Here is a 23,324-nt window from a genome sequence, read left to right as displayed (position 1 = left end):
CGTTCTGACCCGGCCGGCGCCGGGTCATTCGACCGTCTTCCCGATCAGTCGCATGCCGATCACCAGTACGAGCGCGCCGAGGGGCAGGAGCAGCCAGAACGGCGCGCCGAAGCCGGCGGGCAGGGCGCCGATCAGCAGGGCCACGAAGCCTGCGAACAGGGCGTAGGGCAGCTGGGTGCGGACGTGCTCGACGTGGTCACACTGGCTGGCCATGGAGGACAGGATGGTGGTGTCCGAGATCGGCGAACAGTGATCGCCCCAGACGGCGCCACCGAGGATGCCGGCGACGACGGCATAGATGATCGCCAGGTCGCTCGGATCGCTCATGCCCGCGCCCTGCATCAGGGTCCAGGTCAGTGGAAGCATCAGGGGCACTAGAATGGCCATCGTTCCCCAGCTCGAGCCGGTGGCAAAGGCGGTGAAGGCCGCGAGCACGAAGACGAGGGCCGGGAGCAGGCCCGGGTGCAGGTGCTCGCCCACCAGGTCGGCCAGGTACTGTGCGGTGCCGAGTTCGGTGGTGATCGCGGACAGGCCCCAGGCCAGAATCAGGATGACGATGGCCAGCAGCATGGAACGAACCCCTGCGAACCAGGCCGAGGTGACCTCGCCCAGATCGAGGATGCGCTGGCCCAGGGTCATGGCGGCAGCGCTCAGCACGCCCAGTAGCGAGCCCCAGAGCAGGGATTTGTAGGGGTCGGCGCTGCCGACGATCTCCTGCAGGGTCTCACCTTCGCCGCTCATGTAGATGCCGACCACGACGGTGATGACCAGGGTGGCGATCGGCAGCAGGGCGTTGATGGCCCGCTGTGGCTTGTCCTCGTCCGGCGCCATGTGCTGGTTGTCTTCTTCGATCAGCGCTCGAGTGCGAGCCGGGGGCGCCACTTCGCCCTCGTGCCGCGCGCGTCGCTCGGCGGCCAGCATCGGGCCGAAGTCACGCCCGCTCCAGACCACGGTCACGATCAGGACCAGGGCGAAGAGCGGATAGAAGCTGTAGGGGATGGCATTGAGGAAGACGAAGTAGGCGTTCAGTTCAACGCCCGGCATGTCTTCGAGGGCCGATCGGATCAAGCCGACCTGGTAGCCGATCCAGGTCGTGACCAGGGCGATGCAGGCGATCGGGGCCGCGGTCGAGTCGACGAGATAGGCCAGCTTTTCGCGTGAGATGCGGTGCCGGTCGGTGATCGGTCGCATCGTGTTGCCGACGACCAGACTGTTGGCGTAATCGTCGAAGAAGATCGCCATGCCCAGTGCGACCGTGGCCATGCTGGCCCGCCGAACGGAACTGGCGAAGCTCACGATCACCGTGACCACGCCGGCCAGGCCGCCGTTTCGGGTGATCAAGCCGACCATGCCGCCGATCATGGCCGAGAACAGGATCACGGCGGCGTGGTCGCTATCGGCCAGCGCGGCGACGATGTAGCGCTGGAAACTCTCGAGCAGACCGACGCCCAGCCCCGTCAGTGTGAAGCCATTGAGCGCCCAGGCGCCCAGCCAGATCCCGAGGAACAGGGCTGGAATGATCTGACGCCACCAGAGCGCCAGCGCCACCGCCAACAGGGGCGGGAGCACGGAAATGACCCCGTAGGCGGTGGCGGTTTCCTCGGCCTGAGCGAAGCCCAGACCAGGGACGAGCAGAAGAGCCAGCGCGGGCAGAGCGCGCTGGAAAAGCGTCGAAATCATGTGATCCCCGTCATTTTTTTGACGACATTCTGGCATTTCTGGAAGCGTTGAGCCAATGCTGCGTGCCGTTCCCCGGGATGAGGCAGGCTGGCGAGCCAGCGCGCCTCGAGTGCGGAGAGCTCGGTGGCAAGATCCGGCTGACTGGCGCGCTCGGCGAGGCGGCTGGCCAGGCGCTGCACCTGATGGTCCATGCGCAGCTGCCGGTCCTCCGCAGGCGACTCCATGCCTGACAGGAACTCGATCTCCACGGCCACCTGTCGAGCTCGATCCGCGTTCTCGCTGGCCCATGCCGCGAGCTGCTCCGGCGTTTGATCTGGATCCCGAATCCGTTCGATCGCCTGTCGAAGGGCCTCGTGTCCGCTCAGTCTCGAATCCGCGGCCAGGTCTTCGGGCAGGGCCTCCTCGGCGGGCGTTCCATTCATGCGTTGTTCGAAGCCTTGCTGGATCTCCGAGGCGAGCGACTCGAGCGCCCTGACTTCGGCCAGCTGCTGCTCCATCCGCTGCTCCTGCTGGCGCTGTTCGAAGCGCTGTCGGGCCTGGTCGAAGCGTTGCGTGAGGCGGCCCGGCCGAGTCTGCTTGTCGGCGAATTCATCGGCCAGGCCCTGCATGCGACCGGAGGCCTCGGCGAGCTCGTCCCCCGGCAGTTCGGCCAGGGCTTCGGCCTGGATGCAGAGCGCCTCGAGCTCGGCCATGGCTTCCTTGTCGGCCTGCTTCTGCTCCTTGCGCTGGTCGTCGAGCTGGGCGAACAGCGGGTCGATGGGTTCGCGGAACTCCTTCCACAGCTGTTGATCGACCTTGCGTCTGGCCGAGCCCAGGCGCTGCCACTGGGCCTGCAGGCTCTTGGCCTTGTCGATGGCGGCCTTGAGGTCCTTCTCGTGGGCGAGTGCTTTCGCTTCACCGACCAGGCGACGCTTGGCCAGCTCGACCTTCTCGCTGGCCTCGTCCAGCTTCTTCGTGATCTGGTCCATCAGCTCGCGCAGGCGGCCAGCGGAGGCGCCGCGGGACTTCGGCGGCAGCTCGTCCAGGCGGCGAATGGCCTGGCGAGCCTTGCGCAGGATCGGCGTCAGGACCCGGGCTTCGACATCTTCCTGACCGGCCTTCTCCAGGCCCTGCTCGATGAATCGATCCAGCTCGGCCAGGCTGTCCTGCTGAACTTCCTGACGCTTCTCGAAGTAGGGTTTGGCGCTGTCGAAGGCCGACTTGCAGGCCGCTTGGAAGCGACGCCACTGACCGGCAGGGGCAGCGAACTTCCGCTTGTCACCGGGCAGGATCTCGAGCTCGTCCAGTCGCTGCCATTCCTGGCGTGCATCCTTCAATGCCGCGCTGATCGCATCCGGATGCTGGCCCGAACCGGCCAGCGCCTCGACCTGTGCGATCAGCTGGTCGCGATGTTCGTTGTGCGACCAGTGCTGATAGTTGCGCAACTCCTTCAGTCGTCCGTCCAGTCGCTGCAGTCGGCCGGTCACCGCGCCAGGGCGTTGCTTCGCCGGCAGCTTTCGAAGTGCAGACCTGAGCCGCCCGATGGCGGCATGGGCGCTGGCGATGTCACCCTGTTCGATGGCGTTGGCCGTGGCATCGAGCTCGGCGTCGAAATCGAAGCGTGGTTCCGAAGTGGAAGCTGGCTTGGAACTCGCGGCGGCTCTTGCCTGAATCCGATGCTGCAGCTCACGCAGCCTGGGCAGCGTCGCTTCCTTGAGTGCCAGGTCAGCCGCGCCGGGTGGATTCAGTGCGTTCCAGGCCCGATCCCAATCGGCCAGCAGGGCGGTGGCGCGGTCCGTCTTGACCGGGCCCGCCAGGGCCTGGCGAATCGCTTCGGACGCCCGTTTCAGGCCCTCGGAGGGCGCTTGGTCGGTGGTGTCGGGGTTCTCTTCCTTGGCGCTGGGCTCGGCCGGTGGCGCGGGCGGCGGACGATTCAAGGACGCCTCGATGATCGACACTGCGCCCCGATAGCGCCGGCTCAGGCCTTCGTCCGCGGACTCGATTCCGGCCCAGAGCCGGCGGATCTCCTCGAGTGCCCCGGCGCGATCCGTCTCGCCATCGCCGCGAGCCAGCGCCTCGGCTCGTGCCACGAGGGATTCGGCAGCCAGGCGTTCACGGTCGAGCGTGCCGCTGGCCGCTTGCAGTTCGAGCAGACGTTCCTTGACGGCCCCGGCGCGCTTCTTGCTGGTCTTGCGCAGACGCTCGTGCAGACGCTCGAGGGTCGAGACCTGTTCGATGCGTTGCAGAATCTCCTCCGCCAGCCCCGCATCGGCTTCGGTGGCGTAGCAGTCACCGAGAAATCCCTGCGACGAGATCCTTGAAAGCGCGGCCCTGCGCAGCTCGACATCCTTTGCTTCGGCCGCCAGGCGACGGAAGATTTCGGGCTCATCGATGCGCTCCAGCCAGTCCAGCCGCGCCTGCAGAAGGCCCTCGGCGGGGGTCGTGTTCACGGCCCTCAGGATGAAACGGTCGGCCCGAGCGCAGATCGCCGGGTCGGACTCGCGCAGACGAGCGTCCAGCCAGAAGGGCTCGGTGTCGATCCGCTCCAGGGCGGCCAGGCGAACCTGCACGGAATCATCGTGCTGGGCCAGTTCCGGTAGCCGAGTCTTCAGCTCCGGGGAATCGTCATCGCGCACGGCGCGAGCCCGGACCTCCGGGTCGCGATGCTGCCAGGGTTTCTTGAACAGTCGGGATTTCAGGCTCATTGGGACATGCGGGTTTCGATGGGTTCGAGACGGCCGAATCGGACTGGATCAGCTGTGGCTCTCCGGTTCGGGTGCTGGCGGTTCAGGTTCAGAGGAGTTGCTCTCCTCGACCTCATCAGTTTTCTTTGAATTACTCTCTTTCTGATTGAATTCCTTGCTGAAAATCTGCCAGAAAGCGATGAAGACGACGGCAATCAGGGGGCCGACCACGAAGCCGTTGATGCCGAACAGTGCGAGCCCTCCCAGCGTGGAAAGCAGCACCATCCAGTCGGGCAGCTTGGTGTCGCGGCCGACCAGGATCGGGCGCAGGATGTTGTCGGCCAAGCCGATGACGATCAGGCCGTAGGCAATCAGGACCGTGGCCGAGACCCACTCGCCGATGGCGTAGAGATAGATGGCCGCCGGCAGCCAGACCAGGCCGGCGCCGACCGCCGGAATCAGTGACAGAACGGCCATCACCACGCCCCAGAGGAGGGCGGCCGGAAGTCCGAGAATCCAGAAGATGATGCCCCCGAGTGCGCCCTGGGCCATGGCCACCAGCAGATTGCCCTTGACCGTGGCGCGGGTGACCTCGGAAAACTTTCTGAACAGCAGGCGCTCGCGCTCGTCGCCCAGGGGCAGGGCGTGCACCAGCTCTTCGATGAGGCGGCGGCCGTCGCGCAGCAGAAAGAAGGCCACGTAGAGCATCAGCGCCAGCTTGAGCACGAACTCGAAGGTGCTCTGGCCGACTGCGAAGGCATTCTGAGCGATCAGGCGACTGGCCGTCATCGCTGCTGCCGCCGCGCTTTCCCGCAGTCGGTCGGTGTTGATGTCGAAGCGCTCCAGCAGTTCCTGGATCATCGGGAAGGCAGCGCGCACCTGGTCGAGATATTGACCCGGTCGCAGCTCGCCGGAATCGAGGCGCTGGTAGAGATCGACACCCTGTTGCACGAAGGAGGTCAGCAGGAGAAGGACCGGGATGACCACCAGTACGACGCAGGCCAGCAGGGTGGTCAACGCGGTGAGATTGGGTCTGGGGCCCCACCAGCGCTCCAGTCGGATCTGGAGGGGATGGAACAGCACCGCGATGATGCAAGCCCAGAGTATCGGGGCAAAGAAGGGCTTGAGCAGGAACAGGAAAAGGGCCGTGACCACGGCCAGCAGGATCAGAAAGGAACGCTGTTCGAGCTTGTCGACCATGATCAGAAACTACTCCCACCGCGGAACAGCCGTCACTATAGTCGCTTGGCCACGGGCTCGCCAGGATCAATCCCCGCTTGACGGTGCATCGGTATGATTGCGGCGCTGGAATCGGCCTAGCGGCCGAATCGTCGACCATTGAAGAAGGAGCTGGAAATGTTTCGCAGGATCGCTTTTTTCGCCCTGGCCGCGGGTTTCTCCGCATCGAGCAGCCTAGCGCTGGCCCAGGGAATGCCTCGCTCTCCAGCGCCGGAGGATGCGAGGGTCTATTTCATCAGCCCTGCAGATGGCGAGACGCTGACCTCGCCGGTCCGAGTCCGCTTCGGACTGAGCGGGATGGGGGTTGCGCCAGCGGGGACGCGTGCCCAGCACACCGGGCATCACCACCTGTTGATCGATCTCGATGAAAGCGAGATGCCGTCCTTCGACATGCCTCTGCCTGCAACGGAACAGGTCGTGCACTTCGGTGGTGGCCAGACCGAGACCGAAATCGAGCTGGCGCCGGGGGAGTATCGCTTGCAGCTGCTCCTCGGCGATCACAACCATGTCCCGCACGATCCGCCGGTCCTGTCCGACGTCATCGTGATTCGGGTGACCGACTGAGGAATCGGCTCCCTGTGAGCCTGCCGGGCAGCCCGAGCGACCCGGCAGGCCATCGCTCAGGGCAGCCGGATGGGCTGCTCGAAGACGCCGGTATTGGCCGTCGAATGCTGGTGAGCAGTCAGGAACAGCCGATAGTCGCCTGCCTCCAGTCCCTCCATCCGGCCGGCGAACTGATTGGTGGTGCCCGTGAATGCCAGATCCGTGGTGGCCACCACCTCATCGCCGCGGTAGAGCAGGGCGCGAACGCTGAAGTCACCGGCCCGCCACAGGCCGTCCTCGTTGATCGGACAACCGCAGAGCATCGTCACGGCGCTCGTGATCTGCAGCGCGGCTTCTTCGGCGTCGATCGCCACTGCATCGACGATCAAACCGGGCAGATGGAGCACGAGCGGCGGATCGACGCGATCCACCCCGGGCAGCATCCAGAAGCTCGTTCGCTGATGGCGAATGCTTCCCGCCACGTCGAGGGGGCCGGTGACCTCGATCGCGACCTGGGTCGGCTCGTCAATGGCCAGGTGAGCCGTCCAGGAGGCCGATGCGGGCGCCGACGGAGTAAGTCCACGGGTCTGCCCCGTGGTCATCATGTCGCCGGTATTGCCCGTGGCGCCTTCGATGCGACCCTGATCGAGCACGGCACCGGTTTCCAGGTCAATGATGCTGACGTTCAGTCCGCCGACGCCCGTACCGATGAATTTGGCATCAAGGGAACGAACCTGCACCTTCAAGGCGGTGGATCGTTCGGTCTCCTGTTCGGCGATTGCAGGGCCCGTGAGAATGATCAGCAGCGCAGCAGTGGTCAGGAACAAGCGTTTGAACATGGCGGGAAGCTCCTTTGTGCATCAGATATAGCTCATATTATGGCAGGCAAGGACGTGACTTTTTGCACGTGACGCTGGGCATCCCTCTGCGTTTGAATAGGGGCCAAGCAAACATCTACGCCCATGGAGTGCCCAATGCACAGCAAGCGCTTGACCACTATCGCAAAGCAGTCACTTGGCCTCTTGATCGTCAGCGCGCTTTGCCTGTCCAGCATTTCAGCGATGGCCGAACCCGTGATGGTGTCCGCAGATTCGCGCCACGACGGCGATCTGGTAAGTCGTAACGAGCCGATCATCGTCGGAGACCGGGCGATCGTCGAAGGAGAGATTTCTTCACGCAATGGCGGCATTCAACTCGGGATCGAAGTCGTCGCCGGCGATCTGGACAGCCGCAACGGGTCCGTCACCGTGGCTCAAGGTGGGCGCGTCGGCAGCATCGAAAGCCGCAACGGCAGCGTCAACCTGGGTGCGGGCACGACTGCAGCGGATGTCAGCACCCGCAATGGCGCGATCGTGATCGCCGCTGGTGGACAGGTGGACAGCGCGGAGACCCGCAACGGTGCGATCGAACTGGGGCAGGGCGCTAGTGTGAGCGCTGGGATCGTGACCCGCAATGGCGCCATTGCAGTGGCGTCGGAGGCCCGCGTGGGGGCCTCGATCAGTTCCCGGAACGGCAGCGTCACGGTGCTCGAGAGTGCCGAGGTCGGGGGTGCCATCGAGACCCGAAACGGTGAAATTCACTTGAGTGGCGCCCGCGTCGTCGAGCATCTCCGCTCACGCTACGGCGATATCCGCGTTCGCGATGGCAGCGAAGTCGGCGGTGATGTGATCATCGAAGTGATCGACCAGGACAGCTCCTGGAGTCCCCTGAGCGGCCACGAATACTCCGATGCCGGGTCGATCTGGATCGGCCCGGGCAGCACGGTCAACGGCGATGTGATCATCCGTCTCGATGCGGACTACAACGCCGAAGCGCCCGAGCTGCACGTCGCCGAAGGCGCCGCGGTCCACGGCAAGGTCGAGGTGGATCAGCGAGTCATGACGAATATCGAGGGCCGGGTCGACGGCGGCGTCGAGCGAACCGAGCCCTGACGCCGAGGGCTGCCTGCCGGACTCCGGCGGGTAGCTTGTTGTTTCAGGGACGACCGGTTGAGCTACTCTCCGCGCGCGCTGCCTGTCTGGCTTGCAGAAGCGATTTCCCGCGACAGCGTCAGGCAGTCTTGTGCCAAGTCCTCTACATCCAGCCAGATCGTGTCGGCTAGACTATTGATCTCCACGATCGCTTCGCTTTGCTCGATAAGTGAGCGTAGAGCATGTTCTGCGGCGTCGATATCGCGAGAGGCTTGGAGCAGGATTTCTCGAGCCTGGCTGTCTTCGATAGCGCCGAGTCCGAGGGTCTCGCTGCCGTTCAGCAGCGCCGTTTGAATATGCTTGAAGTAATCCAGTTCCCCAGTGGCGCTGGCAACCATGGCTCGACCTGTAAAGGGACCCGCCAGGATCGCTTCGGATTTGCGGATCCATCGTTCCGTCAGGGTCATCAGACGGTTCGTAAAGTGGACCTGAACCGCTGGAGCTTGCGAGCTGATCAATTGCATGGCGGTCTGGTCAAGGCGCATTTGAATCTGAGGGATCGCTTCATGGAGCCGGACTTTTTCCTCGTGCAGGTTCAACATGGTTGAACTCTGCTCGAGCAGAGCCGTGATGCGCGCGTCGGTCTGTTCCCAATTCCACTGGATCTCCTCGAACGTCGCGAAGTATGAGAATCCCCTATGTGGGTTTTCGCCGATGCCACCATCTTGAAGAGACTGGAGCAGAGCTCTGACGCTGCTCTGAATGGCGAGTAGCTCCTGTATGGCATCTGCATTGCCATTCGGGATTTCGCGACTTGCCATAGGGAACGCTCGCAACGCGTATTGAAGCTCCGAAATGGTTTGCAGCTGCTCAATGGTCTGTTGTCGATCTTGATGCAGGCTGACCGCCGGGCCGAACTGGTCGCAGCCTGAACAGAGCAGTACCAGTCCAATGAGTGAAGCGGATCTTGCGAATCGCATGGTTTCAAGTCCCCGTATGATGGAAGCAGAACGGCCAACAAAAAACAGTATGCCATGCATGTCCTCGCGTCTTGCCTCGCCCATAAGTTCGCATAATGTATATTATGTATAATTATTGGTTTGGTCAGGAAGGTCGGTCGGCCCACCGACCCAGGCTCCGATTTGTATTGTTTTGGGATCAGCGTCACAATACGGGCCTGGTTGGCGCTATTCAGGGAGATATGCGCCTGTAGCAACATTCTGGGGAGCCTTCTTCGATGTCCGCGAAGTACCAAGTCAATCCTTCTCGCCTCGCGCTGGCGATCACCGCCTCCTTGTCGGCTGCGCAACTGTCCGCCGCAACCATCACCGTCGATTCCCTGGATGATCCGGGCTTCGTCGAGGAATGCACGCTGCGCTCGGCCATCGAGGCCGTCAATACGCAGTCAGCGGTCGACAGCTGCGACGCTGGTGACGGGATCAATGATCAGATCGTCTTCCAACCCGGCTTGACCGGCACGATCACGCTCAGCAACGGCGAACTGTTGATCAGCTCGAACGTGACGATTGCCGGGCCCGGATCGGCCGATCTGACGCTCGATGCCAACAGCAGCTCTAGAATCTTCAATGTCGATGGTGCCACTGCGACCATCGGCGGCATCACCCTGACCGGCGGATACAGCAGCAACGGCAGCGCTGTCTACGCGCACAACGATGCTGACGTGAGCCTTCAGGATTGTCTGATCTCCAACAACTACGCCTTTTATCTGGGCGGCGGAATCGAGGTCTACGGAGCCGCGGTTTCCGTGGACAATTGCGCGCTGAACTTCAATCGGACCACCTACCAGGGCGGCGGCATCGGGGTCACTCGCGGCTATGCGCGAGTGAGCAACTCCAGCTTCTTCTACAACGAGGCGGATTTCGGTGCTGGCGCTCAGGTCAGCCCCCTCGAGAATCCGCAGCGGGGCGGTCCTCCGCCGGGTTACCTGACCGCCCAGCTCGTGGTCGAGAACAGTTACTTCTACAACAATCTGGCCCAGATCGGCGGTGGTGCCATCGGCGCCGGCTACAACGAAATCAGTGGCGGCAAACGCCCTGAACGGGCTGCGGGCACGACGGGATCCGCCGTGATCATCACCGGCACGACGCCGGTCAACCTGAGCATCGACAACTCGTTCTTCCTGGCCAATTCCGCTCAAACCGGCGGCGCCATCGCGGCGGCGCCAGTGATCACGGGCGGCCCGGGGCCCCAGGGGGCGCCGGTTCCCCTGTCCAACGAGATTCTCATCACCGACAGCAGCTTCGACTACAACTACGCTGTTTTCGGGGCGGCCATCGGTGGTCTGAACTCCGCTGTCGAGGCCAGTACCACGAGCTTTGCCAACAACACGGCCGCTCAATCCGGCGGTGCGGTAGTGATGGCGTCCTACTACGGTGTGCTGCCGCCGCCGAATCGAGGCCTCAGTGGGCCACGGTTCCTGGGCTATGGCTTGACGCTGACCCAGAACGAGGTGCTGAGCGGTGGCATCGATCGAGGTTATGGCCCTAGATCCGGTGCCGGCGGTGCAATCATGCTCCAGGGCGCCGACGGCTACCTGGCCTACAGTACGGTTTCCTCCAACACGGCTCCCCAGGTCGGCGGCGGCGTTTTCGTCGCAGACGCCTATCTCGGTCTCAACGCCAGCCTGATCCAGAGCAACAATGGCGGGGGCGTCTACAGTTCCTCGGGCTACAGCATTCTGCAGAACTCGCGTCTGCTCGACAATGTCGCCGCCCTGGACGGCGGTGCCGCGGGCCTGCAATGCGAGCAAGGATCGATCTGCGGCGTCAAGTATTCCGAGTTCTCCGGCAACGGCGGCGGCGATGTCGGCGGCATCGCTGCGGATCTGTTCGGCGCTCGCGGCCAGGGCTCCCAGGTGGACATCCAGAATTCCACCGTCAGTGGCAATGCTGGCGGGTTCGTCGGCGGGATTTCCGCCAGCAACCTGGTCATGAACTTTACTACCGTGGCTTCCAACTACGCGAGCCTGGCCACTCGTGGTGGCTTTTCTTTGGTCGGGGGCGTGCTGACCGACGCCAATGGTTCGATCGACAACTCGATCATCGCAGACAACAGCACCTACTACGGTGCCTCGGACATCGAGACCAATCTGGCAGTGGTGTCCTTGAATACCTCACTGGTGGGCGATTCCGCGGGTCTGAGCTACAGCGGCGCCGGCAACCTGCTCGACGTCGATCCCCTGCTCGCTCCGCTGGCGCTGAACGGAGGCTCGCCCAACAACGGACGAACGCATGCGCTTGCAGCCGCTTCGCCAGCCATCGACGGCGGCGCGGTCAGCGGTCTTCCCAGTTATGATCAACGCGGGCCGGGCTTTCCCAGGCTGGTCGCTGCCGCCGCTGACATGGGCGCCTATGAATTCCAGGGGCTGATCGAGCCGGATGTCGGTCTATCGACCTCGGCCATCGACTTCAGCGGCCTGCTGGTCGGCCTGAACGATTCTGCCCAGCTGACCATCACCAGCACCGGAACCGGGAATCTGGACCTTGGGACGCTGACCATTTCGACCGTCCGGGGCGGCGGGGTGTTCGGTCTGCTCAACGATACGTGTTCGAACCAGACCCTCGCACCCACGGCCAGCTGCACGGTCGACGTCACTTTCCAGCCCCCTGCCCTGGGCAACTTCACCGGCAATCTGAGCATTCCGTCGAATGCCCCGAGCAGCCCGGATCTCGTGCCCGTCAGCGGCGTCGGCCTGGCACCGGTGCTGAGCCTCAGCTCGCCATCGATCAATTTCGGCGCCATTTCGGTGGGCGACAGCCTCATCGGCTCGACAACGGTAACCAACACGGGCAATGCACCGCTGACCTTCAGCGATGCGAGTGCCCTGATGCCGCCTTTCAGTCTGGTGACCGGCCCCGGCCTGTGTCTCGATGGGGGTCCGACGGTGCTGGCTCCGGCAGAATCGTGCACGCTGAGCTTCGCCTTCGATCCGACCGAGCCCGGGGCGGCCAACGCGACGGTCGCCTTGCTGTCCGACAGCTTCGGCGGCGATTCGGCCGTCCAGCTCAGTGGCTCGGCCGTGGCCGGGCCTGCCGGTCCCGCCCTTCCCGTCCCTGTCATGGGCCGGGTCGGAACCGCACTGCTGGGGGCCGGTTTGATGGTGCTTGGTCTGTTCGGCATTCGTCGAACCCTGGGCGGCTGATCCCGTCGCGGCCTTGTTCTTGTGTTGAAGAAGCCCCGGTTCGCGCCGGGGCTTTTCATTGGATCCGGGCACTCCCATCGACGCCATTCTGAGGGCTTCCGGTACACTGGCGACCTCGTAGACGATTCGACTGGCAGATCGGCCGGTCCGCGTGACTCAAGGCGCAGGGACATTGACTCAGGACTTACATACGGAGCTGCAGAGCCTGTTGCAGGCGGAAAGCAGTGATCGGGCCTTGAATGATTTGTTGAAGGCGCTGCGCCAGCGGCCAGTGGCCGGCGTCTGCGGCTTCAGTTACCCCCTGGAGCGCCACGCCGCCCACGAGGTAAAGGTGCACTGGGCCCAGGATCTGTCCGGTGAGCTGGAGGCGCTCTCGGTCGAAGATTTTGCGCAGCAGGGTTTCGACAACACACCGGCCTGGCTGCTGCGCTGGGCCTTGACCCGCGCTCAGCCGTTTCACCTTCGCCGCTATTCTCGCTACCTGCCTTTCTCGACGGTAATCATTCTCCGATCCACCAAACCGCCTGATGGGCGAGGGCTCAAGGACCTGATCGCAGTCCCCTACCCCCATGCGCCGCGAGGCCTGGGCGCGCTTATCGGGCTGTTCGAGCCGATTCCGGACTCGGTCGTACGGGAACTGGTGCTGTTGACGACCGCTTGTCTGGCCCGGCAGCCCTGGGGCATCGAAGCAGAGCATCGCTCCGTTCTCAGCGAGCGCCAGCTGGAGTGCCTGCAGTGGATCGTCGCTGGCAAGTCGCTGGAAGACACTGCACGAATCATCGGGATGAGCTATTCCAACGTCCGATATCACTTGGAACGCGCCAAGGAACAGACGGGCCTGCACAGCCTGCAGCAGCTGGTGGCCTTTGCCGCAGTCGAATACGGTCTTTCGCCGTTCGGCCCGGAACGTCCGCCCGACGAATCAGATCAGCCGAGACGGGCGAGGGGATAGACACAAGCGCCCTGCCCGGCCCGCCTTACCAGTGAAGCGCGAGTTGAGGGCGCGTGACCGGCGTCCAGTTGCCCAGTTCGATGCGATCCCCCCGCGCCCGGCTCAAGCGGAGCTCCAACCGGTCATCGAAGCGACGGACCTGCGCCCAGCGTTGTTGCAGCGTCGATGAACCGATCGCGTTGCCCTGCAGGGCAAGCACTGGCCCGGATGATGGACCGAGCAGGCTATCGAGCGCTTGCCGATCGAGCCATACGAGGTCGTTCGAAAAAGAGGCGCTTGAGGTGCTGGCTTCGAATCGATCCTTGAACAGATCGTCCACGTTTTCGACCGAGCCCATGTCGCAGGCTTCGCCCTGGGGACGTGGCACGCCGCGCTGGTCGATACCACCACAGCTGCCCCCCGCCGCATCCAGTGCCGGCGAGCTGGCCCTGGATGCATGGCTGCGGGTCGTCCCGCCGTTGTCCGTGAGTGGCCCCAGGCGCGGGTCGATGATGCCGCTCCCGTTGGGGTCACCGATCAGATTGCCGTTCGCGTCGGGCGAGCCGAGCGGCGCTTCGGCCAGGCTCGAGCCCGTGTTGTCGCCGATGAGCGAATAGGCCGCCTCGACGGCCACGCCGTCGGCGTCCACGTCGACCAGGGTGCCCGTCCCGCCAAGGCGATTACCGGCCACGATGCTTCGGTTCAGGCTCAGGCGAGCGGCACCGGGCTCGATGTCGTAGAGACGGATTCCCGCCCCGGCGCCGGGCGTCGCGGCGGCAAGATCGGCGGCGTTGTCGGTCACGGTGCTGTCGACCAACTCGAGCGTACTGACGTGCGTTTCTCCCGCTTCGCGCGAGGCGCGAAGGCGCAGCCCACCGTTGGATCGATCGGCCTGGTTGCCCGAGATGGTCGAGTTGGAAATTGTCGCCGTTACGGGGGAGAAGCGGCCGTAGAGATAGATCTGGGCACCGGCCGTGTCGTAAGCCGTGTTGCCGGAAATTTCAGTACCCGAGATCGTGAGGTTGGCGCCCGAGACCTCGCTCCCATAGAGATACGCATAGAGCCCGCCGATCGAGTTGGCCGCGTTGCCGACGATCCGGCTGTCGGTAATCGTGGCTGTGCCTGTGAGTTCGAATTGTCCGGTGCCGTTGTAAAGTACAAGTCCGCCGATGCGCTCATTCGAACTGTTACCCGAGACGATCGTATTCACGATATTCAGGGAGCCTGAAGACCAGACCAGATTGGCGCCGCCGACGCTCCGGTCTGCCGTGTTGCCATCGATCAGGGTTCGCTCGACGAGCGTATCCACATAGGGACCCGCCGCACTCCGCAGGCCGGCCGCGCCGAATTCCGCGCTGTTGCCCGAGATGATCGTGTCGCGAAGGGTGATCGTGCCCGGCGCGCCGGCCGTGCTTTCATAGGATCGAATTTCCGCACCACCGATGACCCGGCTCAGATTGCCGCTGAGCGTGGTGCCCGAGAGCAGAATCTCGCTGCCGCCGTTGGCGCGCAGGAACAAGCCACCGTAATTGCTCACGCTCTCGTTGTCGTTGACCTGGCTGCCCTGGAGGCTGATCGAGCCGTTTGCGCCGACTCGAATCCAGGCCCCACCACCACTCTGTTGCGAAAAGTTATCGAGGATGGCGCTGTTGGACACGGTGACCGAGCCCGATTCATCGAACTCCACGCGCAAGGCGCCCCCCCAGGTGCGCGCAAAGTTGCCACTCAGCGTGACTGCATCGAGACTCAGAGTGGCGTTGGCGGTGCCAGCCTCACCAGCGTAGATGGCGCCGCCTCCAGTGGGGCCGTTGGGCAGCGCAGAGCTGCCGCTGATCGTCGAACGCGACAGCGAGAGATTCTCGCGGCTCAGGACTGCGCCCCCGTTCCCGTTGACCGCGCCGTTGCTCAGGCTCAGGTCGCTGATCGACACCTCGCTCAAGCTGCCAGCGACGCCGTCGTCGATATTGAAATGTCGGCTGGCCTGGTTTGCATCGATCGTCAGCAGGTCCCGACCCGGACCGGTGATCGACAACGATTCAGAAATGGCCAGCTCCCCCTGGCTCAGGCTGATCAGCTGGACATTGCCGAACAGGCCCGGGTCGAATCCGATCTCGTCGACCCCGCTGCCTGCTGCGCACTCACCCGGGCTGGTGCGGCCGTTCTGCGAGTCGGTGTTGGCGTTCTCGATCGCCTCGCGCAGGGTGCAGCTGCCGTCATCGGCCGGCAGCCCGTCGTTGGCGCTGTTGACGGTGATGAGCGCTGCTCGTGCAGAAGGCAGGAGCAGTCCCTGAGCGATGGCGATGGCCAGAAGGCTAGGTTTCAGCATGATCGATCCTTGTGCAGCAGGTTCCTGGAGGCTCAGTCGAGCGCGCCGGAGGCCTACCAGCGAATTTCAAGATGAGGTTCCGTCACGGCCACCCAGGCGCCCAGGCTCAGTTGGCCGTCTTCGAAGCGCGACAGGCGGATCTCGGGATCCCGCCCTCGATGTCGCCCATGCAGCCAGGCGTGACGCAAATCCGGGGCCCCCGGCTCGTTGGCCTCGAGCAGCAAAGTGGCCTCGGAGGACTCGCTTCGCAGCCCAAGCAGCCCCGCCCGCACGAGTCGGGCCACTCGACGGCCGAACTCGGTGATGACCGTCGAGGCCTCGAAGCGATCGGAAAACACCCCGTCGGTCAGCTCCACCGAACCCATGTCACAGGCCGCGCCCTGCGGCCGAGGCACGCCGCGCTGGTCCGGGCCGCTGCAGGCGGTCCCTGCCGCATCCAGTGCCGGTGAGCTGGCCCTGGGCGCATGGCTTCGGGCCGACCCGCCGTTTTCGAACAGCGGCCCCAGGCGCGGGTCGATGACACCGCTTCCATTCGGATCGCCGATCAGATTGCCATTGGCATCGGGTGATCCAAGAGGCGCTTCGGCCAGGCTCGAGCCCGTGTTGTCGCCGATCAGCGAATAGGCCGCCTCGATGGCGACACCGTTGGCGTCCAGGTCGACCACTGTGCCCGCGCCGCCGAGTCGGTTACCGGCCACGATGCTCCGGTTCAGGCTCAGGCGTCCGGCGCCGGGCTCGATGTCGTAGAGGCGGATCCCCGCCCCGGCACCCGGCGTCGCGGTGGCAAGGTCCGCCGCATTGTCCGTGACAGTGCTGTCCACCAGTTCGATGGTATTGACATGCGTCTCGCCCGGCTCTCGTGTGGCGCGCACGCGAAGCCCGCCATTGAAACGATCCGCCTCGTTGCCCGAGATCGTCGTGTTGGAGATGGTCGCCGACGTCGATGAATAGCGCCCGTAGAGATAGACCTCGGCGCCGGCCGTGTCGTAGGCGCTGTTGTCCGAGATCTCGCTTCCTGAAATCAGCAGATTGGCTGCCGAAAGCTCGCTGCCATACAGATAGACCTTGAGTCCACCGATCGATGCCGCCGAATTACCGCTGATCCGGCTCCCGATCAGCGACACATTGCCAAGAATGGCCGACTGGTCGGAATAGGAGGAGAGATAAAGTCCGCCGGAGTTCTGGCCCGCCACGTTGCCCGAGATGGTCGAGTCGATGATCTGTACGTCGCCCGAATGCCATGAAACGTTCGCACCGCCATAGCTACGGGTCGCGGTATTGTTCCTGATCGAGGTTCGCTCGATCGTTGTGTCGACATGGCCCAGAGCAGAGGTGGCCAGGCCTGCGGGGCCGAATTCAGCGAGGTTTCCCGATAGGAAGCTGTCTCGGATGGAGAGGGAACCGGGCGCATTTGCCGGACTGAAGTCGAGGCGAATCTCCGCGCCGCCGATCCTCCTGCCCGAGTTCTGCGAAACCACCGTATCCTGCAAAACAACCGAGCTGGACTCGTCGACCTGAATGAAGAGTCCTCCGTAGTTGAAGACGCTCGTATTGACACTGATCGAACTGTTCTGGATCAGGATCGAGGCATTGATGCCCGATCGTATTCTCGCGCCGCCGACGGACTGGAGGGACGCGTTGTTTTCCACAAAGCTGTCGTTGATGACAACGGAGCTGTCATCACCCAATTCAGCGACGACTGCGCCCCCAAAGATATGGGACTCGTTGTTGATCAGGTTTGACGATTCGATCATCAGATATGCGTTGGGCGTGCCTTGTCCACCGGCATAGATCGCCCCTCCTCGGCCGATCCCAACGCTACTTCCTTCCGCAACACTCCCGGAAATCGTCGATCGTTCGAGGATCAGGTTCTCACGCGTCAGAATCGCGCCGCCGTTCCCGGTGACCGATCCGTTGACCAGGGCCAGATCGCTGAGGTTCGCCTGGCTGAGCTCGCCGCTGCTGCCATCGTCGATATGGAAATGGCGGCTGGCCTGATTGGCGTCGATCGTCAGCAGCTCCGCGCCGGTGCCGGCGATCGTGATCGACTCGGTGATCACCATCTCGCCCTGGCTCAGGGTGATGATCTGGGTGCCGCCGAATATGCTCGCATCGAAGTCGATCAGATCGGCCCCCTGCCCCGCCTCGCACTCACCCGGGCTGGTGCGGCCATTCTGGCTGTCTGTGTTGGCGTTTTCGATGGCTTCGCGAAGCGTACAGCTGCCGTCGTCGGCCGGCACCGCATCGATGGTTGCATCGACGGTGATGGTGGCCGCCCTGGCGGCACCCAGCAGCAGTGCCTGCGCGACGGCGGCGGTCAGAAAGGAGTGTCTTAGCATGGTCTGATTCGGCCGCGTCGAACCCACGCGTGCCGCCCCTTGAGATCAGAGCGAAAATCTATCCCGCAGCGATGGCCTGATCAACTGGCAGATCTGCCAGTGTTCTCGAACTTAGGCCTGTGGGTAGCGAGTGAAATCCCGAACACGAAGGGCATGAAGAACTCACGACGGGCGCGAAGAAAGCATTAAGCTTGAGGTCGGGCATGGCCCTGCCCGCGCCGTGTGAAGCAAGGGTATGGAACGTGACTCACCAGTCCAGGAGAGTGGAAAACATGATCAACAAGTTGCTATTGGCCGTCGCGCTGTGCGGGCCGATGCTGAGCTCAGGCCTCAAAGCCGAAGACCATCGTCATTTCAGCCCCGAGCCCGGTCAGGGCCTGACGATCTACCATGACGTCAATCCCCTCACCCGCACCCATCGCGCGGCAGCGGCGATGACCGAGTTGCATGCCGAGTACTACGAGCGCGGCTACACGGTGATCGACGTCGAGCCCTATGTGGAAGACGGTGACCTCAAGGGCTTCTTCATTACCTACGTGGCCCGAGACAACGATCAGCCTTGATGCCGGTCAGGTGGTGGCCTGTCCTGGGTCTGGCCCCTATTCAAAGCGATCCCGGAAGATCTCCATGGTTCGGACCGAGATCGAGACGGTGGCCATATCGCTCGCAACGGAGTCGTCGGCGATCGTGTCGCTGAAGCTGGCCTCCCCCGATCACGCCGCCTAGCGGTGTCTGGCAGTGGATCCAAGAGAATCGAGCCATCGTTCGATTTGACCGATGTGGCCGATCTGGCGCTCATGGGCCCCCCGATTTTCTTTCTACGCTACTACAAGCTTTGGAATTGCCGTCTAAGGACCGAAGGCTCCAACGAAAAACGCCCCGACAATCGGGGCGTTTTCAGGGCCGGAATCAACGCGGCACGGGTCCGCGGCGACCGACTAGCCGCACTTCGAATAGCCGCAGGCCAGGCAGGTCTGGCAGCCGTCGAGCAGCACCATCGCCTTGGTCGAGCACTTGTGGCAGAGCGTGGCGGAGGCCGGGTAGTCGGCGGTGTCGCTGTCGGGCGTGACGGCCGGGAGGTCGGCGCCCTGCCCTTCGGCTTTTTCGCGGGCTTCGACCTCGGCGCGCTTCTGCTTGAGCATCAGCTGCTGCTGCTCGCTGAGTTCGTCGGGCTCCAGCAAGCCGATGCGCTTGAAGTGGTGCTCGACCACGGCGCCGATGTCGGCGACGATGGACGGCACGAAGCGACCGCCGGGCTTGAAGTAGCCGCCCTTCGGGTCGAACACGGCCTGCAGTTCCTCGGCCATGAAGGTGACGTCACCGCCCTTGCGGAACACGGCGGACATGACTCGGGTCAGGGCCACGATCCACTGGAAGTGATCCATGTTCTTCGAGTTGATGAAGATCTCGAAGGGTCGGCGCTGCTCGTGCTCCGTGCCCATGTTCAAAACGATGTCGTTGATCGTCACGTACAGAGCGTGGTCATCGAGGGGCGTGCGGATCTTGTAGGTGGCGCCTTCCAGGCACTCCATCCCTTCCGGACGCTCGAGCTTTTCGTGCATGCGGATGATGTCGGCCTTGCGATTGGCCTTCTTGTCCGTCTCGGCTTTGCTCTCTTCCTTCTTTTCGCCGACGTGGTAGCCGACGATCTTCTTGTTGATGCGTACCGTCATGATCAGAACTTCCCGTAGTAGCCTTCTTTCAACGCGTCGAACAGGTTCGCCGCGGTGTGCACTTCGCCATCGTATTCGACTTCCTCGTTGCCCTTGAGCTCCACCGTCGAACCGTCTTCCAGCTCGAAGGTGTAAGTGGTCGATTCGAGGTCCTTCTCGGTCACCAGCACGCCCTGGAAGGCCTGCGGGTTGAAGCGGAAGGTGGTGCAGCCTTTGAGGCCCTGCTCCCATGCGAACAGGTAGATGTCCTTGAAGTCTTCGTAGGGGTAATCCGTCGGCACGTTGGCGGTCTTGGAGATCGACGAATCGATCCACTTCTGCGCCGCGGCCTGGATGCCGACGTGCTCCTTCGGCGTGATCGTTTCGGCGGTCAGGAAGTAGTCGGGCAGCTGCTCGGCCGGGTCCTCCGAGTACGGCATGGCCTGCGGGTTGACCAGGGTGCGGTAGGCCAGCAGCTCGTAGGAGTAGACGCTGACCTTCTCCTTGCTCTTCTTGCCTTCGCGGATCACGTTGCGGTTGTAGTGATGGGCGAAGCTGGGCTCGATGCCGTTCGAGGCGTTGTTGGCCAGGGACAGGGAGATGGTGCCGGTCGGAGCGATCGAGGTGTGATGGGTGAAGCGTGCGCCGGTCTCGGCGAGCTTCTCGACCAGCTCGGGTGCGACTTCTGCCACCTTGCGCATGTAGCGGCTGTAGCGGGCGTGCAGCACGCGGCCCGGAACCTTGTCGCCGACCTGAAAGCCATCGGCCTTCATTTCCGGGCGCTGGCGGAGCATCTGGGCCGTGACCTCGAACTCGTCGTTCATGATCGGCGCCGGGCCCTTCTCTTCGGCCAGCTCCAGACCCACTTCCCAGCCCGCCACGGCCATTTCCCGGGCGACCCTTTCGGTGAACTCCAGGGAATCGGCCTGGCCGTACTTCATGCGCAGCATCGTGACCGTGGAGCCCAGCCCCAGGAAACCCATGCCGTGGCGTCGCTTGTACTCGATCTCCTTGCGCTGCTGTTCCAGCGGCAGCCCGTTGATCTCGACCACGTTGTCGAGCATGCGGGTAAAGATCTTGACCGTGCGACGGTACTCGTCCCAGTTGAAGCGCGCGTCCTCGGTGAAGGGGTCCTCGACGAAGCGGGTCAGGTTGACCGAGCCCAGCAGGCAGGCGCCGTAGGGCGGCAGGGGCTGTTCGCCGCAGGGGTTGGTGGCGCGGATGTTCTCGCACCACCAGTTGTTGTTCTGGTCATTGATGCGGTCGACCAGCACGAAGCCCGGCTCGGCATAGTCGTAGGTGCTGGTCATGATCATGTTCCACAGGCGCTTGGCCGGGATGGTCCTGTAGATCCTGCAGGCGACCAGGCCTTCCTCGTTGACCACGTAACCCTGGGTCTGCGGCCAGTCGCGCCAGACCACTTGCTCGGGATCGCTCAGGTCGATCTCGCCGGCTTCGCTGTCGAGGACCGGGAAGACCAGCGGCCAGTCCTCTTCGTTCTTGACGGCGCGGATGAAGTCATCGGTGATCAGCAGCGAGCAGTTGAATTGCCGCAGCACGCCGTCGGCGCGCTTGGCGCGGATGAAATCGGCCACGTCCGGGTGCGAGATGTCGAAGGTCGCCATCTGCGCACCGCGCCGGCCGCCGGCCGAGGACACGGTGAAGCACATCTTGTCGTAGATGTCCATGAACGACAGCGGGCCCGAGGTGTAGGCGCCGGCACCCGACACGTAGGCGCCTTTCGGGCGCAGCGTCGAGAACTCGTAGCCGATGCCGCAGCCCGCCTTCAGGGTCAGGCCGGCTTCGTGCACCTTGCCGAGGATGTCGTTCATCGAGTCGCCGATCGTGCCGGAGACCGTGCAGTTGATGGTCGAGGTGGCGGGCTTGTGATCCAGGGCGCCGGCATTGGAGGTGATGCGCCCGGCGGGGATGGCACCGCGGCGCAGCGCCCAGAGGAATTCGCGGAACCAGTGTTCACGGGCCTCCGGGGTGGCCTCGACGGCGGACAGGGCGCGGGCGACACGTCGATAGGTGTCGTCCATTTCCTTGTCGATGATTTCCCCTGTTTTCGACTTCAGTCGATACTTCTTGTCCCAGATATCCAGGGACGCTTCCTGAAACGCGATGTCAGGGAGCGCCGCCGTCAGGGCTTCTGCCGAAACACTCATGCCGCAACCTCTTGAAAGACCGATCTTGTTAGGAGTTATGCACAGGTTGTTACCGCGCTTGTTCACAACCTGTTGTGCCTGCCCGATGTTTGCAACACAATATCTTGTGCCGCGGCCGATACCTTACGATCTTCAGGTGCATGAATCAAGTGAAACGTGATGCAGAACACAGCCCGGACGATGCTCCGATCCCGATGCAGCGCCTGGAACTGGCGCTCTTCGAGCCCGAAATCGCCCCGAACACGGGCAATCTGATGCGTCTTTGCGTCAATCTGCCGGCCCGCTTGCACCTGATCGAACCGCTGGGTTTCGCCCTCGATGACCGGCGCCTGCGACGCGCCGGACTGGACTACCGGGAGCGCGCCGTCGTCCAGCGCCATACGGATCTGGATGCCTTCATCGAGCTGCATCCGCCGGCGCGCTGGTGGGCCTTTACCACGCGCGGCAGCGTTCGCCACAGCGATTGCAGCTTTCAGTGGGGCGATGTCCTGCTGTTCGGTCCGGAGACCCGGGGCCTGCCGGACACGGTACTGGATCGAGTGCCGAAGGACCGCTGGGTGCGGATTCCGCAGCTGCCGGGAGCGCGCAGCCTGAATCTGGCCAATGCGGCCTCGGTCGCGGCTTATGAGGCCTGGCGCCAGCTCGATTTCGCGGGTGCGGTGCTTTAGGAGTCGTGACGTTCCGAATCGGGTGTGCGCCCTGAAGCGCCCTATTCCGTTTCGCGCTTGAGGTCGCGCTCCATCAGCACCTTGACGCCGGTGCGCGCATTCCAGCCCTTGAACAGGATGCCATGGACCTGCTCGGTGATCGGCATGTCGACGCCGTAGCGCTCGGCCAGGCGCATGGTCTCCTGCGAGGTCTTGATGCCTTCGACGACCTGCCCGATCTCGGCCACGGCCTCGTCGACGCTCTGGCCGCGGCCCAGGGCCAGCCCCAGGCGGCGGTTGCGCGACAGATCGCCGGTGCAGGTCAGCACCAGATCGCCGATGCCGGCCAGACCCATCAGGGTGCGGGGGTCGGCGTCCATGGCTTTGCCCAGGCGCATGGTTTCGGCCAGGCCGCGAGTGATGAGCGCGGCGCGGGTGTTGGCGCCGAGCTCCAGACCGTCGGCCATGCCGCAGGCCACGGCCAGCACGTTCTTGACCGCCCCGCCCAGTTCGGCACCGGTCAGGTCCGAGGTGTAGTAGGCGCGAAAGCCCGAGCCGTGCAGCAGCCCGGCCCAGGTCTCACCGAACTCGGGACTGCTGGCAGCGACGGTGACGGCCGTCGGCAGCCCGGCGGCGACTTCCTTGGCAAAGGACGGCCCGGTGATCAGGGCCAGGGGCATCGCCGTGCCGAAGCGTTCCTCGGCGACCACGTGCAGCAGACGACCGCTGCCGGGCTCGAAGCCCTTGCTCGCCCAGGCCAGGCCCATTTCGGGTGTCAGGTGTGGCGCCAGGCGTTCCAGGGTTTCCGGGAAGGCGTGGCTGGGCGTGACCACCAGCAGCCGGTCGACGTCGGCGAGGCAGGCGTCGAAATCGGCGCTGACCGAGAGGTTCTCGGGCAGCGCGAAGCCGGGCAGATAGCGTTCGTTGACCCGGTCACGCTGCATCGCCTCGGCCTGGGCCGGGTCCCGGGCCCACAGGCGGACTTCGTGGCCCTGACGGGCGAGCTGAAGTGCCAGTGCGGTGCCCCAGGAGCCGGCACCGAGGACGGCGATGCGAGCGCTCAT

At 63.9% G+C, this 23,324-nt stretch carries 16 protein-coding genes; 6 read left to right on the top strand and 10 right to left on the bottom strand.

The genetic code is table 11. The features are described 5' to 3' along the window. Positions 1-24: 24 nt before the first annotated feature. From WM2015_RS08195 to WM2015_RS08185, 3 genes are read right to left on the bottom strand one after another with little or no spacing between them, the layout of a single operon-like run. Positions 25-1,680, bottom strand: coding sequence for a Na+/H+ antiporter NhaC family protein (locus WM2015_RS08195; RefSeq protein WP_049725586.1), 1,656 nt, complete (start codon positions 1,678-1,680; stop codon positions 25-27). Next, positions 1,677-4,364, bottom strand: a complete 2,688-nt coding sequence (locus WM2015_RS08190; protein WP_049725585.1) for a DUF349 domain-containing protein — start codon at positions 4,362-4,364, stop codon at positions 1,677-1,679. Before WM2015_RS08190 ends, WM2015_RS08195 begins: the two co-directional genes overlap by 4 nt. Before the next feature lie 48 nt (positions 4,365-4,412). Beyond that, positions 4,413-5,543 (bottom strand): AI-2E family transporter, encoded by a 1,131-nt coding sequence (locus tag WM2015_RS08185; protein ID WP_049725584.1) that lies wholly within the window; start codon positions 5,541-5,543, stop codon positions 4,413-4,415. Between the two features lie 156 nt (positions 5,544-5,699). Here WM2015_RS08185 and WM2015_RS08180 point away from each other — a divergent pair, with 156 nt between their 5' ends. Then, entirely contained in the window at positions 5,700-6,146 is a 447-nt protein-coding gene (locus WM2015_RS08180) for a DUF4399 domain-containing protein (protein ID WP_049727023.1), read from the top strand. Positions 6,147-6,202: 56 nt separating this feature from the next. On the opposite strand, the gene WM2015_RS08175 is transcribed toward WM2015_RS08180, so the two are convergent. Continuing rightward, entirely contained in the window at positions 6,203-6,964 is a 762-nt protein-coding gene (locus tag WM2015_RS08175; RefSeq protein ID WP_049725583.1) for a hypothetical protein, read from the bottom strand. 222 nt (positions 6,965-7,186) lie between these two features. On the opposite strand from WM2015_RS08175, the gene WM2015_RS08165 reads away from it, so the two are divergent. Next, entirely contained in the window at positions 7,187-8,056 is an 870-nt protein-coding gene (locus tag WM2015_RS08165; RefSeq protein WP_049725581.1) for a DUF4097 family beta strand repeat-containing protein, read from the top strand. Positions 8,057-8,118: 62 nt separating this feature from the next. Here WM2015_RS08165 and WM2015_RS08160 read toward each other — a convergent pair whose 3' ends face one another. Further along, complete coding sequence (locus tag WM2015_RS08160; RefSeq protein ID WP_156201005.1) at positions 8,119-9,075, bottom strand: hypothetical protein; 957 nt, start codon at positions 9,073-9,075, stop codon at positions 8,119-8,121. 197 nt (positions 9,076-9,272) lie between these two features. Here WM2015_RS08160 and WM2015_RS08155 point away from each other — a divergent pair, with 197 nt between their 5' ends. Then, positions 9,273-12,197, top strand: a complete 2,925-nt coding sequence (locus tag WM2015_RS08155) for a choice-of-anchor D domain-containing protein (RefSeq protein WP_049725579.1) — start codon at positions 9,273-9,275, stop codon at positions 12,195-12,197. A gap of 172 nt (positions 12,198-12,369) precedes the next feature. Then, positions 12,370-13,149: a helix-turn-helix transcriptional regulator gene (locus WM2015_RS08150; RefSeq protein ID WP_169751128.1), complete on the top strand. Its 780-nt coding sequence runs from the start codon at positions 12,370-12,372 to the stop codon at positions 13,147-13,149. A gap of 25 nt (positions 13,150-13,174) precedes the next feature. On the opposite strand, the gene WM2015_RS08145 is transcribed toward WM2015_RS08150, so the two are convergent. Both WM2015_RS08145 and WM2015_RS08140 read right to left on the bottom strand, forming a co-directional pair. Then, entirely contained in the window at positions 13,175-15,454 is a 2,280-nt protein-coding gene (locus WM2015_RS08145) for a CSLREA domain-containing protein (RefSeq protein WP_049725577.1), read from the bottom strand. 53 nt (positions 15,455-15,507) lie between these two features. Further along, complete coding sequence (locus WM2015_RS08140; protein WP_049725576.1) at positions 15,508-17,793, bottom strand: CSLREA domain-containing protein; 2,286 nt, start codon at positions 17,791-17,793, stop codon at positions 15,508-15,510. A 272-nt stretch (positions 17,794-18,065) separates the two neighbouring features. On the opposite strand from WM2015_RS08140, the gene WM2015_RS08135 reads away from it, so the two are divergent. Beyond that, a complete protein-coding gene (locus WM2015_RS08135; protein ID WP_049725575.1) occupies positions 18,066-18,356 on the top strand; it encodes a hypothetical protein in 291 nt (96 codons plus the stop codon). Between the two features lie 375 nt (positions 18,357-18,731). On the opposite strand, the gene WM2015_RS08130 is transcribed toward WM2015_RS08135, so the two are convergent. After that, entirely contained in the window at positions 18,732-19,466 is a 735-nt protein-coding gene (locus tag WM2015_RS08130; protein ID WP_049725574.1) for a TSCPD domain-containing protein, read from the bottom strand. A 2-nt stretch (positions 19,467-19,468) separates the two neighbouring features. After that, a complete protein-coding gene (locus tag WM2015_RS08125) occupies positions 19,469-21,613 on the bottom strand; it encodes an adenosylcobalamin-dependent ribonucleoside-diphosphate reductase (protein ID WP_049725573.1) in 2,145 nt (714 codons plus the stop codon). A 194-nt stretch (positions 21,614-21,807) separates the two neighbouring features. On the opposite strand from WM2015_RS08125, the gene WM2015_RS08120 reads away from it, so the two are divergent. Then, the gene (locus WM2015_RS08120; RefSeq protein WP_049727022.1) at positions 21,808-22,281 is read left to right on the top strand and encodes a tRNA (cytidine(34)-2'-O)-methyltransferase; all 474 of its coding nucleotides are present in this window, start codon (positions 21,808-21,810) and stop codon (positions 22,279-22,281) included. A gap of 41 nt (positions 22,282-22,322) precedes the next feature. Here the strand turns inward: WM2015_RS08120 and WM2015_RS08115 are convergent, their stop codons facing one another. After that, positions 22,323-23,324 carry an NAD(P)H-dependent glycerol-3-phosphate dehydrogenase gene (locus WM2015_RS08115; protein ID WP_049725572.1) on the bottom strand — a complete coding sequence of 334 codons (1,002 nt, stop codon included), beginning with the start codon at positions 23,322-23,324 and terminating at the stop codon, positions 22,323-22,325.

Source organism: Wenzhouxiangella marina (genome assembly GCF_001187785.1).
GTDB lineage: Bacteria > Pseudomonadota > Gammaproteobacteria > Xanthomonadales > Wenzhouxiangellaceae > Wenzhouxiangella > Wenzhouxiangella marina.
This window is presented reverse-complemented; position numbering and strand designations above follow the sequence as displayed.